General features: G+C 36.8%; 14 protein-coding genes and 1 pseudogene. 1 reads left to right on the forward strand and 14 read right to left on the reverse strand.

What is annotated here, in order from left to right:
• Positions 1 to 337 precede the first annotated feature (337 nt).
• The 11 genes from EVI01_RS04910 to fabT all read right to left on the reverse strand — a co-directional run bounded on the left by EVI01_RS04910 (position 338) and on the right by fabT (position 9,016).
• Positions 338 to 1,123 (reverse strand): acetyl-CoA carboxylase carboxyl transferase subunit alpha, encoded by a 786-nt coding sequence (locus EVI01_RS04910; protein WP_010751377.1) that lies wholly within the window; start codon positions 1,121 to 1,123, stop codon positions 338 to 340.
• Positions 1,116 to 1,985 (reverse strand): acetyl-CoA carboxylase, carboxyltransferase subunit beta, encoded by an 870-nt coding sequence (accD, locus tag EVI01_RS04915; RefSeq protein WP_010751378.1) that lies wholly within the window; start codon positions 1,983 to 1,985, stop codon positions 1,116 to 1,118. Before accD ends, EVI01_RS04910 begins: the two co-directional genes overlap by 8 nt.
• Positions 1,986 to 3,365, reverse strand: coding sequence for an acetyl-CoA carboxylase biotin carboxylase subunit (locus EVI01_RS04920; protein ID WP_010751379.1), 1,380 nt, complete (start codon positions 3,363 to 3,365; stop codon positions 1,986 to 1,988). It abuts the gene before it with no gap.
• Positions 3,366 to 3,372: 7 nt separating this feature from the next.
• Positions 3,373 to 3,792 carry a 3-hydroxyacyl-ACP dehydratase FabZ gene (fabZ, locus tag EVI01_RS04925; protein WP_010751380.1) on the reverse strand — a complete coding sequence of 140 codons (420 nt, stop codon included), beginning with the start codon at positions 3,790 to 3,792 and terminating at the stop codon, positions 3,373 to 3,375.
• Between the two features lie 21 nt (positions 3,793 to 3,813).
• Positions 3,814 to 4,311 (reverse strand): acetyl-CoA carboxylase biotin carboxyl carrier protein, encoded by a 498-nt coding sequence (gene accB, locus EVI01_RS04930; protein WP_010751381.1) that lies wholly within the window; start codon positions 4,309 to 4,311, stop codon positions 3,814 to 3,816.
• A 2-nt stretch (positions 4,312 to 4,313) separates the two neighbouring features.
• Positions 4,314 to 5,549: a beta-ketoacyl-ACP synthase II gene (gene fabF, locus EVI01_RS04935; RefSeq protein ID WP_010751382.1), complete on the reverse strand. Its 1,236-nt coding sequence runs from the start codon at positions 5,547 to 5,549 to the stop codon at positions 4,314 to 4,316.
• Between the two features lie 17 nt (positions 5,550 to 5,566).
• The gene (fabG, locus tag EVI01_RS04940) at positions 5,567 to 6,304 is read right to left on the reverse strand and encodes a 3-oxoacyl-[acyl-carrier-protein] reductase (protein ID WP_010751383.1); all 738 of its coding nucleotides are present in this window, start codon (positions 6,302 to 6,304) and stop codon (positions 5,567 to 5,569) included.
• Positions 6,295 to 7,230 carry an ACP S-malonyltransferase gene (gene fabD, locus EVI01_RS04945; protein WP_010751384.1) on the reverse strand — a complete coding sequence of 312 codons (936 nt, stop codon included), beginning with the start codon at positions 7,228 to 7,230 and terminating at the stop codon, positions 6,295 to 6,297. Before fabD ends, fabG begins: the two co-directional genes overlap by 10 nt.
• 99 nt (positions 7,231 to 7,329) lie before the next feature.
• Positions 7,330 to 7,554 carry an acyl carrier protein gene (locus tag EVI01_RS04950; protein ID WP_005876288.1) on the reverse strand — a complete coding sequence of 75 codons (225 nt, stop codon included), beginning with the start codon at positions 7,552 to 7,554 and terminating at the stop codon, positions 7,330 to 7,332.
• Positions 7,555 to 7,603: 49 nt separating this feature from the next.
• Complete coding sequence (locus tag EVI01_RS04955; protein WP_010751385.1) at positions 7,604 to 8,566, reverse strand: beta-ketoacyl-ACP synthase III; 963 nt, start codon at positions 8,564 to 8,566, stop codon at positions 7,604 to 7,606.
• A gap of 9 nt (positions 8,567 to 8,575) precedes the next feature.
• On the reverse strand, positions 8,576 to 9,016 hold the full coding sequence (gene fabT / locus EVI01_RS04960; protein WP_010751386.1) for a fatty acid biosynthesis transcriptional regulator FabT: 441 nt from the start codon (positions 9,014 to 9,016) through the stop codon (positions 8,576 to 8,578).
• 323 nt (positions 9,017 to 9,339) lie between these two features.
• On the opposite strand from fabT, the pseudogene EVI01_RS04965 reads away from it, so the two are divergent.
• Positions 9,340 to 10,244 (forward strand): annotated as a pseudogene (locus EVI01_RS04965) (GIY-YIG nuclease family protein).
• Between the two features lie 253 nt (positions 10,245 to 10,497).
• Here the strand turns inward: EVI01_RS04965 and EVI01_RS04970 are convergent.
• The 3 genes from EVI01_RS04970 to EVI01_RS04980 all read right to left on the reverse strand — a co-directional run bounded on the left by EVI01_RS04970 (position 10,498) and on the right by EVI01_RS04980 (position 13,012).
• Entirely contained in the window at positions 10,498 to 10,728 is a 231-nt protein-coding gene (locus tag EVI01_RS04970; protein ID WP_010719680.1) for a YkuJ family protein, read from the reverse strand.
• A gap of 85 nt (positions 10,729 to 10,813) precedes the next feature.
• The gene (locus tag EVI01_RS04975; RefSeq protein ID WP_010751388.1) at positions 10,814 to 11,701 is read right to left on the reverse strand and encodes an NAD(P)-dependent oxidoreductase; all 888 of its coding nucleotides are present in this window, start codon (positions 11,699 to 11,701) and stop codon (positions 10,814 to 10,816) included.
• Positions 11,702 to 11,788: 87 nt separating this feature from the next.
• Positions 11,789 to 13,012, reverse strand: a complete 1,224-nt coding sequence (locus tag EVI01_RS04980) for a glycosyltransferase family 4 protein (RefSeq protein ID WP_010751389.1) — start codon at positions 13,010 to 13,012, stop codon at positions 11,789 to 11,791.
• Positions 13,013 to 13,026: the final 14 nt, after the last annotated feature.

A 13,026-nucleotide genomic window follows, 5' to 3' on the forward strand; every position in this document is an offset into this window, starting at 1 on the left:
TCCTGCTATGAAACTTTTTTGATAAGTGAGGTTATTATAGCATGAAATTTTCAAAAAAAAAGCATTTTTTGTATATTTATTTAAAAAAATGTATTTTAAATACAGTAAAATGTATATATTGCCTATTTAAGAATAATTATTTTAGAGTTATTATTAATAAAATGAAAAAAGACAAGGCAAAAGTAACAATCACTTTTGCCTTGTCTATAAAATTCGTGTAAATGATATTTCAAGTATCAGTTCCTTGAAATAAACCTAAAAATGCTAAAATATGAAAAGCTATTTTTCTCTGTCCGTTCTTATTGCTTGATGCAGACCAGCCTTTTCACGACCTCTATTAAAATTTACGGAATCTTTGGTAGCGTCGTTCGATCAAGTCTTTGGTTGAATATTGACATAATTCCGTCAGTTTTTCAATTAAAGCTTTTTGCATCATGCGACTCACTTTTTCTTTGCTTAATGGTTGACCATTAAAAGTTTCAGGAATGACACGGTCAATCACGTCTAATTCTAAAAGTTCAGCCGCTGCTACTTTCATCAGCTCAGCTGCCTCAGCTGCGCGACTGCCATCTTTCCAGAGGATCGATGCAAAACCTTCTGGAGATAAGACAGCATAAATTGTCTGCTCTAACATCCATACTTCATCTGCTAAACCAAGAGCTAATGCACCACCACTACCACCTTCGCCAATAATAATTGCTAGAATTGGAACTTTCAGATCAGACATTTCTAAAAGATTGCGCGCAATTGCTTCGCCTTCTCCACGTTCTTCTGCTCCAATCCCACAGTAAGCGCCTGCCGTGTTAATCAATGTGATAATTGGCCGATTGAATTTTTCTGCCTGTTTCATCAATCTTAAGGCTTTACGATAGCCTTCAGGATGAGGAGAACCAAAATTTCTACGAATATTTTCTTGTAGATCTCGTCCTTTTTGTATGCCAATTATAGTTACTGGCTTGCCATCTAATTTAGCGATACCGCCTACGACTGCTTCATCATCGCCAAATAACCGATCGCCATGAAATTCTTGAAATCCTTCAAAGATATCTTCAAAAAAGTCCAGACTCGTCCAACGATCTTTATCACGAGCTAGTTGGACGATCTCATGCGCTGCTTTATCCATGATTGATCCAACCTTTCTGCGTGTGCATTTCTAGTAAATGATGAATGGTTTCTTTTAGCTCTTTTCTAGGAACGATTTTATCGACAAATCCATGTGCCAGTAAAAACTCAGCTTTTTGAAAATCTTCTGGCAACTCTTGCTTAATGGTTTGTTCGATAACTCTTCTACCAGCAAAACCAATCAAACTTTGCGGTTCAGCAAGAATAACATCGCCTTCCATCGCAAAACTAGCAGTAACGCCACCTGTCGTTGGATCCGTTAAAATGGTTAAATAAAATAAGCCAGCATTACTGTGACGTTTAACCGCTGCAGATATCTTAGCCATTTGCATCAAAGAAAAAATTCCTTCTTGCATTCTAGCTCCTCCTGAGGCGGTAAATAAAACAACTGGTAACCCTGCTTGTTCCGCTCGCTCAAAAAGTCGTGTAATCTTTTCACCGACAACCGTTCCCATGCTTCCCATAATAAAATTAGAGTCCATAACTCCTACCGCAAACGACAGTCCAGCAATTGTCGCTTTCCCAGTCAATACGGCTTCATGTAAACCAGTTTTTTCTTGCATGATTTGAATTTTCTTCTCATAATCAGGAAAGTTTAACGGGTCTTTTGTCGTTAGATCTGTATCCCATTCTTCTAAACTTTTTTCGTCAATGATCAATGCTAAGCGTTGCCACGCACCAATACGAAAATTATAACCGCAATGAGGGCAAACTTTTTCATCGCCAATATCTTTGGTGTAAATGATATGTTTACAGTTTGGGCATTTTGCCCACATGTTATCTGGAATAGACGGCGCATTCGTTGGATGTTCTTCTCTGTTTGGATTGATTCGAATGTATTTTTTCTTTTTGAATAAAGCCATCTACTCTTCTCCTATCTCCGCTTCTGGTGTCCAGTGTGGTAAAAATTCTTCTTGTAAAAATGCAGTGCTATAATCTCCAGCAATAACTGCTGGATGACTAATCAAATCCATCTGAAATTCAGCATTTGTGATGACCCCATCGGTCACAATCTCACTTAACGCTCGCTGCATTTTCATTAACGCTTCAAAACGCGTATCTGCGTGAACGATCACCTTGGCGATCATTGAGTCGTAATAAGGTGGAATGGTATAGCCAGAATAAACCGCACTGTCTACTCGAAGACCCATCCCTCCGGCTGGTAATAGCAAGTTTTTAATTGTTCCTGGGGATGGTGCAAAATGAAAAGCTGGATTTTCAGCATTGATTCGACATTCAATGGCATGTCCAGAAAACACTACATCCTCTTGCTTGATTTCTAATGGCAACCCCGCAGCAATTTCAATTTGTTTTTTGACTAAATCAATGTTGGTAACCATTTCTGTGACAGGATGTTCGACTTGAATCCGAGTATTCATTTCCATAAAATAAAATTCGCCTGCTTCATCCATCAAAAATTCAATGGTTCCAGCATTTTCATAATGAACTGCTTTGGCCGCTCGAACAGCTGCGGCTCCTAATTGTTCTCTTTTACCTTTTGAAATAACAACTGAAGGCGACTCTTCTAACACTTTTTGATTGTTTCGTTGAAGCGAGCAATCACGTTCCCCAAGATGAAGAACATGCCCGTAATGATCACCTAAAATTTGTACTTCAATATGTCTAGCTGGATAAATGATTTTTTCTAAATACATTTCATCATTTCCAAAAGCTGCGGCAGCTTCTTGTTGTGCAGAAGAAAAATGCTGTGGCAGTTCTTCTTTTGACAAGACTTTACGAATACCTTTTCCACCACCACCTGCGGCAGCTTTAAGCATGACCGGATAACCAATCTTATCCGCTACTTCTAGGGCTTCTGTAACTGTTGACAATACCCCGTCACTTCCTGGGATAACAGGAACATTAGCTTCTTGCATCAAGCGACGGGCATTGATTTTATTTCCCATCGCATCAATTGTTCGACTTTTCGGACCAATAAACGCGATATTGCATTCTTCACACATCGAAGCAAAGCGGCTATTTTCTGACAAAAAGCCAAACCCAGGATGGATCGCTTCTGCTTGAGTCACGATGGCAGCACTCAAGACTTCTTGCACATTCAAATAAGAGTCTGTTGCTTTAGCAGGTCCAATGCAGATGGCTTCATCCGCTAATTGAGTGTGCAATGCATCTGCATCTGCTTGTGAGTATACAGCTACCGTCTGGATCCCAAGCTCACGGCAAGCGCGAATAATTCGTACGGCGATTTCACCACGATTAGCTATCAAAACTTTTGAAAACATAACTCACCTATCCAATCATAAAAGTTAATTCAGCTTCAGCAACTTTTTTGCCGTCCACTTTTGCAATTCCTTTTCCAATGCCAGCAGAAGATTTGATTTTAGTAATTTCTACTTCAAGATACAAAGTATCTCCTGGTGTTACTTTTTGGCGAAATTTTGCTTTATCTAAACCACCAAAGTAAGCTGTTTTACCTTTGAATTGTTCTAAAGAAAGTAAAGCTACTGCACCTGCTTGAGCCATTGCCTCGACAATCAAAACACCTGGCATAACAGGTTCTTCTGGAAAGTGACCTTGAAAAAATGGCTCATTGATTGTTACATTTTTTTTAGCAATAATTCGTTCGCCTTCGACCATTTCTTCTACTCGATCAATCAGCAATAGCGGATAACGGTGTGGAATAATGGCTTTGATTTCTTGTATGTTCATACGTTCCCTCTTCCCTTTTACTTAACTTGGTTGAATCCTAAACAACGGTTGTCCATATTCAACAACAGCTTCATTTTCAACACGAATGTCAACGATCTTACCATCAACTTCACTGGTAATTTCATTCATTAACTTCATCGCTTCAATAATACAAATGACTTCACCTTTTGCTACATTGTCACCGACTGATTTAAATTGTGGTTTATCTGGAGCTGGTTGTAAATAGACGATCCCTACAATCGGTGACGTTACTTCCAAACCATCAAAAGTTTTTTGTGTGTCCTTTGCTACTTCAGGTTTTGTTTCATCCATTGTCGTTTGTTGTGGCTGTCTTTTGGGAACCATTTCAGTTTCTTGATAACTTTCTGTAATAACTGGTGTAGGACTTACTGTACTCATTCCACGACTAGCTTCATTTTTATTCATATATAATTCAAAGTGACCTTCTCTTAAATCAAACTCAGTTAAAGAAGATTGGTCAAATTGACTGACTAATTCCTTGATTTCATTGATATTCAAGTTTATTCCTCCCAGCGTTTCATACACAAGACCGCATTATGACCACCAAAGCCTAACGAATTACTCATCGCATAAGTAATTTGTGCCGGTTTGCTTTCATTAATCACTACATTTAAATCAATTTCTGGATCTTGTTTTTGAACATTGATGTTTGGTGGAATAAATTGATGCTCAAGAGCCATTAAAGTGGCCAAAGCCTCAATACCACCAGCTGCCCCTAATAGATGGCCAGTCATTGATTTTGTACTACTCACATAAGTATCTTTGAATGATTCACCTAGAGCAATTTGAATGGCTTTTGCTTCTGCTTGATCGTTAGCCGGTGTACTTGTTCCATGTGCATTGATATAACCAACTTCTTTTGGTTCAATACCGGCTTCTGCCATAGCTAATTTCATGGCTTTTGAAGCACCTGATCCATCAGGTGTAGGAGCAGTCATATGGTAGGCATCACAGTTAGAGCCATAGCCAACGATTTCACCATAGATTTTAGCCCCACGAGCTTTAGCATGTTCTAAAGACTCAATAACTAAAACACCAGCACCTTCCCCCATAACGAAGCCGTTACGGTCTTCATCAAATGGAATAGACCCACGATTTGGCTCTTGTGCGGTAGATAATGCAGTTAACGCAGCAAAACCAGCAATCCCCATTTCACAAATGGTTGCTTCCGTTCCGCCAGCAAGAATGACATCTGAATAACCATGCTTGATGTTACGGAATGCTTCACCAATAGCATTAGTTCCACTGGCACAAGCCGTAACAATTGCTGTACAAATCCCTTTTGCTCCAACTCTTAATGCAATGTTTCCAGCAGCCATGTTGGCAATTGCCATTGGCACAAACATTGGCGAAACACGTTTTGGACCTTTTTCATGCATTCGAATGACTTGGTTTTCAATCGTTGGCAAACCACCGATACCTGATCCGACAATCACACCAAAACGATCTTGATCCAGTTCATTTTTATTTAATCCACTCATTCCCATCGCTTCTAGCGCTGCATAAATGCCATAAATGGAAAACATATCCATTCGTTTGCTGTCTTTTTTCACAAAATATTTATCATATGGGAAATCTTTCACTTCACCAGCAAGTGTGATACCAGTTTCTGTGGCATCAAATTTTGTAATAGGAGCAATTCCATTTGTTCCTTTTTGTAAACTATCTAAAAAGCTTTCAGCATCATTACCAATTGGCGAAGTGACACCGTAGCCAGTAATTACTACTCGATTCATTAATTGATTTCCTCCTTTTATCCGTGCATCACTAGTCCGCCATCAACATTGATGACCTGACCTGTAATATAAGGACTTTTCGCTAAGAAAATGGCTGCATTCGCTACATCTTCCACACTACCAAAACGTTGGAGCGGAATTTGTTTCACTACTTGTTCTTTAACTTTATCGGATAAAACTTCTGTCATATCAGTGGCAATAAAACCTGGAGCGATTGCATTGCAGGTCACCCCTCTTGCTGCTGCTTCACGAGCTACTGATTTTGTAAATCCAACGACACCTGCTTTACTTGCCGCATAATTAGCTTGCCCCACGTTGCCGATCAATCCAGAAACACTTGATAAATTGATGATTGTTCCCATACGTTTTTTCAACATTTTCTTTAAGACATGTTGTGTCATATTAAATGTACCTGTTAAATTGATATCTAAACAAGATTTAAAATCTTCGGCTGACATACGCATAAGTAACTTGTCATTCGTCACCCCAGCATTATTGATTAATATGTCAATTGAACCAAGTTGTTTTTCTGCCTCATCAATCATCAAGCCAGCTTTTTCGTAATCTGAAATGTCTCCTGAAACACCAATACAATTTACACCTTGCGCTTTGATTTCATCAATTTTTTCTACAGGAATTTCTTTTCGACCATTCAAAACGATATTTGCTCCTGCTTTTGCAAAGGCCATCGCCACAGCTGCTCCGATTCCTCTCGTACTACCTGTAATAAATACATTTTTTCCTGTTAGCTCCATAACATACCTCCGATACTTGATATTGTTTCTTCAAAAGTTTGTTGATTTTCTACTCTTAACACGGGGATTGTTTTGTCGATTTTTTTCATAAAACCACTTAGTACCTTACCAGGACCTACTTCAATCACATGTTCAATCCCAAGTTCTTTCAACTGTTGAATACTTTCATAAAAATGAACCGGCTTCATCACTTGTTGTTCAAGTAGAGTCGGTATTTGGTCTTTTTTCATTATTTCAGTAGTGGTATTACTGATAACTGGGATTTTAGGTTCATTAAAAGCAATCGTTTTTAGTTCGACAGCTAACTTTTTAGCTGCTGGCGCTAAAATTGCTGTATGGAAAGGACCACTTACATTTAGTGGAATCATTCGTTTTATCCCTTTTTCTTGTAAAATTCGTACTGCTTCATCGACTGCTTTTTCTTCACCACCAATAACAATTTGTTGTGGGGTGTTGTAGTTGGCCGGTGAAACGATACCATATGCTTGGGCTTCTAAACAACTTTCTTCGATCACTTCTACTGGTGCATTCATAATTGCTACCATTTTGCCACTTCCAACTGGAGCAGCTTCGGTCATATAAGCGCCTCGTTTTGCCACTAACACTACTGCTTCACCAAATGTCAAAGCTTCACTTGCAACTAAAGCAGAATATTCTCCTAAACTTAAACCTAATGCAGCTTGAGGCATGATTCCTCGTTCTTTTAATAAACGATAAAAAGCAATACTTACGGTTAAAATCGCTGGCTGAGTATAAATGGTTTGATTCAATCGTTCATTTTCTGAAAAGCATAGTTCAGCCATATCATAGCCTAAAAGATCACTTGCTTCCTCAAACGTTTCTTTTACAGTGGTTTCATGGTATAAATCTTGTCCCATTCCTTGGTATTGAGCGCCTTGACCACTAAATAAAAATGCTGTTTTCATCTGTTTTTCTCCAATGTTCTTAGGATAACGGTTCATTAAAAAAGACCAAGACATCCCTATTTAAGGAAAATGTCCCAGCCCCCAACCTAATCTTAATGATTATGCAGTTTGTTTTTCGACATACGTTACTAAATCTTGAACTGTTTTGATGCCGTCTTCTGTTTCGATTTTTACGTCAAATTCATCTTCGATTTCATTGATAATTTGGAATAAATCTAAGCTATCAGCTTCCAAGTCTTCTTGGATGTTTGTTGTTAATTTGATTTCTTCTGTTTCTTTTCCTAATTCTTCTGCAATAATTTCTTGAATTTTTTCGAATACCATAATTTATATTCCTCCGATATTGTTTACAATTTTATGTTTTTTTATCAGTTTACAGTTCCATGAGGATGCTTCCCCATGTTAATCCTCCACCGTAACCTGTAAATACTACTTTTTGTTTTTGACCTAACTTGATTTTTCCACTAGCTACCGCTTCATCTAAAAGAATTGGAATACTTGCAGCAGAAGTATTTCCATATTTATCCATATTTGTTAAAAATTTTTCTTGTGGTATCTTTACTTTTCGTGCAATTTTCTCAATGATTCTAAGATTTGCTTGATGCAAAAGTAGATAATCAATTGGCACGTTCTGGGTTATGTCTTTAATATTTTTCGCAACGTCTCTTACCGCAAAATCAAAAATATCTCTTCCGATCATTTTCAGATAAAAAGAACTTTCTAAATTTTTCGAGTAGACAGGCGAGTGATTGGAATGGTAACCAGCTGTTAATGCTGTACCTCGTGTTCCATCTGCTGCTAGATGTTCCGCTATTAATTTTTGTTTTGGACCAGCTTCCAATAATATGCCACCAGCACCATCACCAAATAATACAGCGGTTGATCGGTCAGACCAATCAATCATCTTAGATAGTGTTTCGCCACCAATAACGAGTCCTTTACTTGAACCGCAACGGATCATTTTCTCAGCTAAACTTAAAGCATAAACAAATCCAGAGCAGGCTGCACTTATATCAAATGCGAATGCTTTTGTTGCCCCTAGTTTGCCTTGAACTTGAACAGCTACAGATGGTGTTGCAAAATCTGGAGACATTGTTGCCACAATAATAAAATCGAGTTCTACAGGATCAATGTTCCTTTTTTTGATCAATTGTTCTGCTACTAAATAGCAAAGATCAGAAGTTTCTTGGTCTGTGACGCAACGTCTTTGTTTGATACCTGTTCGAGATGAAATCCATTCATCTGAAGTGTCCATCATTTTAGAAAGATCATCGTTGGTAATGATTTTTTCGGGAAGGACACTAGCTGTTGCTGTGATCGTTCCAAATTGTTCCATTAAAAATCCTCACTTGTAATCTCGCAAAAAATCATGCAAGTTTTTCAATGCAGCCAGTAAAGCTTGTTGTTCATTTGTAGCCATACTATCCAAAATATTTTTGACCATTTCTCGATGAAAATGTTGGTGGACACGATATAAAAGTTTACCTTTTTTCGTTAAACCTAATTTCACCACGCGTCGATCATCTTCACTCCGGATACGTTCAACATAGCCTTTTCTTACTAACTTATTGATAGCAGTGGTCAAGGTTCCAACAGTAATCGACAGTTCTTTGGCTACTTCTGAAGTCGTTTTTTTCTTGTACATACCGATTGCCTCGATCGTATGCATCTCTGTGATTGACAAATCTTTGAATTGAGATTTTTTTAATTCAGATTCCTCGATTGTCAAAATATCATTGAACACACTAACAAGATAATCATTTACTGTTTTTAAATCTGGTTCCATGTTCCACCGTCCACTAATTAGTTTGATTATCAAATCATTTGATGTTCAAACTATATCTTAACTTTTTTCAAAATGCAACCTTAAAACTTCATTTTTTTTAGTTATGATATTTTTCTAAGAAAAGCCTCATTTTAAAACCCTATAAAATCAGCTTTTATCACATTAAAATTAAAAAATTAAGTGAAATAAATATTTTGATTATCAAACTATTTACTTCTGAACTTTCATAATCGAAACAGTTGTTCCATTCATCTAAATTTGGTATAGTATTTTTTGATAAAAAAGGAGAAAAAGCATTGAAAGAAAAAGTCAAACAACTTCCTATGCTCCCAGGTGTCTATTTAATGAAAGATCATACTGGAACCGTTATATATGTAGGAAAAGCAAAAAAGTTAAAAAATCGAGTGAGCAGTTATTTTCATCATAGTAATCAGCACACAAAAAAAGTACGACGCTTAATTCATCACATCGAAGATTTTGATTACGTTGTAGTAGATACCGAACTAGATGCTTTGTTATTAGAATGTAAATTAATTCAGTATTATCGTCCCTTTTACAACCACCAAATGAATTATTTCAGTAATTATAATTATTTACATATTTCAAATGATGGTTTTTCTCTCTCTGATACACCACTTAGTAAGACTTATGGGCCCTTTCGTCTTTATAAAAAAATGCCTATTATCCTTCGAATCTTAGAAGAAACTTATCAGATGCCTTGGCTTTCTGATATTAGTCTTTTGGCGTTGCAAACTCAATTACCAGAGATGGCGCAGCTTACATTGGAACAAAAGAAAAAAGAAATTCAAGGGCTTTTGCAAGGACGAAACAAGAAATTAGTGTCTTACTTAAAAAAAGACAAAACCATTTTATTCAAAATTTAAATTTTGAAAAAGCAGCACTGATCCAACAAGACATCGAACTATCCACTGCTTTCATCAGAAGAATTAAAGAACAGAAAATTTTTTTAAGAACACCGCGAATCACTTTCTCTGTCCCATTAGCAACAGATGAGACGAAGCGAAAACATTATTTGATTTGTTATGGACAACTTGCGGAGACTAGCATTACTTCTCAAGGTGTATCTCCTCAATTTTATTATGAAAAAAAGGAGGAAAAATTGTCTTTAAAGCGACAATTATTGAAAGAAGAAATTGATCCTGTCTTGATTTTGATGAGTTATCACAAAAAGATTAAAGCTCAAATCGAGACTCATGTAGTAGAATAATAAATCAAAAAAAGACTTGATTGTCCAAAATGATTATTCCTTCAAGTCTTCGTTTGACTATTATTTTTCAAAGATCCATAATATTTTTACAAACTCACCAAGGAAAGTCTTAGTTTTTTAAAAACAATACTTGTTTTTCTATACTTTCCCTTCTATAGAAATATCAAAAAATCTCGAAAACAACTTTACTTGTTTTCGAGATTTTCAGTTTCATTCTAAAAGCAGTCTGTGCAGTTTACGATCTTTTTTATACTTATTGGATCAAGTCGTAAATTTCCATTGCAACGATATCGATATTATCAAATTCATACTGCTGATGTGAATCTGTTTCAGTTAATTCAAATGTTTCTGTCGCTTTATCATAAGTGACTGTACATTTTTCAACGCCCTCTTTTTCAAAACGACGAACTTGCAGTTCATTATCTGCTGATTCGACCATTGCCTCCAGTCGTTTAATGATTGCAACTAATTGTGAATGTGCCATCGGAGGTCCTCCTTTTCTTATTTCTGTTATATTGTAACAAAAGCACAGCCGACTTGCATTGATTTTCTCCAAAAAAACTAGTTTTTTAAGATTTTTTTTCTGGGTTCTTCCCAGCAGGCCACCAAAGCTTAATCAAAGCTTGGGTTCCATCATTTTCAAATCCTTGATCAGCTAGTTGTTCATATAGTTTTAGTGCTTGTGCCGTTGCTGGTAAATTTAGCGACATTTTATTGGCTTCATCTAAAGCAATTTTTAAATCTTTAATAAAGTGCTTAACAAAAAATCCAGGTGTATAGTCTTCTCTTAAAATACGTGGAGAGTAATTACTCAATGACCAGTTTGCTGCGCTACCGCCAGACAAGGTTGCAATCACTTTTTCCATATCAAGATTCGCTTTAGATGCATAAGCTAGCATTTCGGTCATTCCAGTCATTGTTCCGGCAATCATGATTTGATTTGCCATTTTAGCATGTTGTCCTTTACCGGCTGTCCCATGTAAAGTAAAGGTTGAGCCAAATACTCGAAATAAAGGTAACACTTTCTCATACGTATTTTTTTCTCCTCCGACCATAATCGTTAAGGTCGCATTTTTAGCTCCAAGATCGCCCCCAGAAACTGGTGCATCCAGCGCTTTTGCACCTTTTTCTTTTGCGGTTTTCGCTATTTTTTCTGCGAGCGTTGGTGTACTTGTTGTTAAATCGATCAAAATACGATCTTTCACATCTGCCGCAAAGATGCCTGCATCCCCATAATAAATTTCTTCTACATCTTGGGGATAACCAACCATTGAAAAAATCACTTCACTATCTTTTGCCACTTCTTTAGGTGTATCTGCCCATCGAGCGCCATTTTTTATCAGCTCATCTGTTTTTGATTTTGTTCGATTATAGACGGTGACTTCATGACCGGCATTCATTAAGTGAAAAGCGATGGCACTACCCATGACGCCTGTCCCAATAAATCCTAATTTCATCTTTTAGACCTCCTGAAAATAAAAAAATCTTTGTCTCTATTTAGTATACGCTAGAAACAAAGATTTTTTATAAATAATTACTTAAAATTATCGTTTAAATGAATTTAATTTAATTTTTATTTTTTCAATAGAAGCTTCTTCTTCTTTTCTTTTCAGTTCTTTCGCATGATAAACAATCATGTCTTCATAAAATTCAAGCATTGCCTCACCGAAGTGCGTAGAAGAAATATCATATAATTTTGATTGCAATACTTCAGGGTCATGAGAAACTCCGCTTTTTATATAATCAATAAGTGCTGGTGCGAAATCATTATCTGTTTTAAATGTCTTTCCTAAAGAGGGATGATCAAATAAACGGTTTAAATAAGCATTTCCTTCAATCACACACGGTGTACCTGCTGCCATCGCTTCTGTATAAGTCAATCCTTGTGTCTCTGAGGTTGACGCACTGACAAAGTAATCGGCTGCTTTATAATATAAGGCAACATCATCATTATCTATTTCACCTGTAAATTGAATAAATTCACTTAGATTCAATTCAATAATCAACTCTTGTAATTCTTCCAAATACGGTCCTTTTCCAACAATAACCATTCGGGCATTCGGATATGTTTTTAAGACTTGAGGGAATCCATGAACTAACGCCTGAATATTTTTTTCATAAGAGATGCGACTTAAAGAAAGAATCATGAGATCGTCTTTTTTTATATTTAATGATTGTCTGACTTTTTCAATCGCTTGTTCAGTGATATCAGGACGTTTGAATTTCTCAATATCAATACCGGTTGGAATCACACGTAATGGCGTCACAACACCATAGCTTCTCAATGTATCAATCACTCGTTCACTTGGACAGACCACACCTGTTGTATGATTAACGAACAAACGTGATAAGTATTTCACATGAGATTGACGTATGACTTTGCCTTTTGCAATATAATGCAGATAGTCCTCATACATCGTATGGTATGTGTGAACCAAAGGAATTTTTAATTTTTTAGCAACCATTTTTCCTAAGATACCGGCACCAAATTCAGTATGTGTATGAATCAACTCTAACTCTAATTCTTTCGCCACTAAATAAGCGTACCACATCCCTCTGACCACTATTCTACGATCCTTAAAAGAAACGAACGGAACGCTGGGCATGCGGATAACATCCTTTTCTATCCTGTCTGCATTGGGATCCGTGGTCGTAAAAATATAGACTTCATGTCCATTTTTTTCTAATTCGGCTTTTAATGTTTTGATCGATGTAGCAACTCCACTTACCTGTGGAAAATAGGTATCGGTAAAAAAGCCAATTTTCATGATTTTTTGCCTCC

This window comes from Enterococcus villorum (assembly GCF_007990225.1).
GTDB classification, from domain to species: domain Bacteria; phylum Bacillota; class Bacilli; order Lactobacillales; family Enterococcaceae; genus Enterococcus_B; species Enterococcus_B villorum.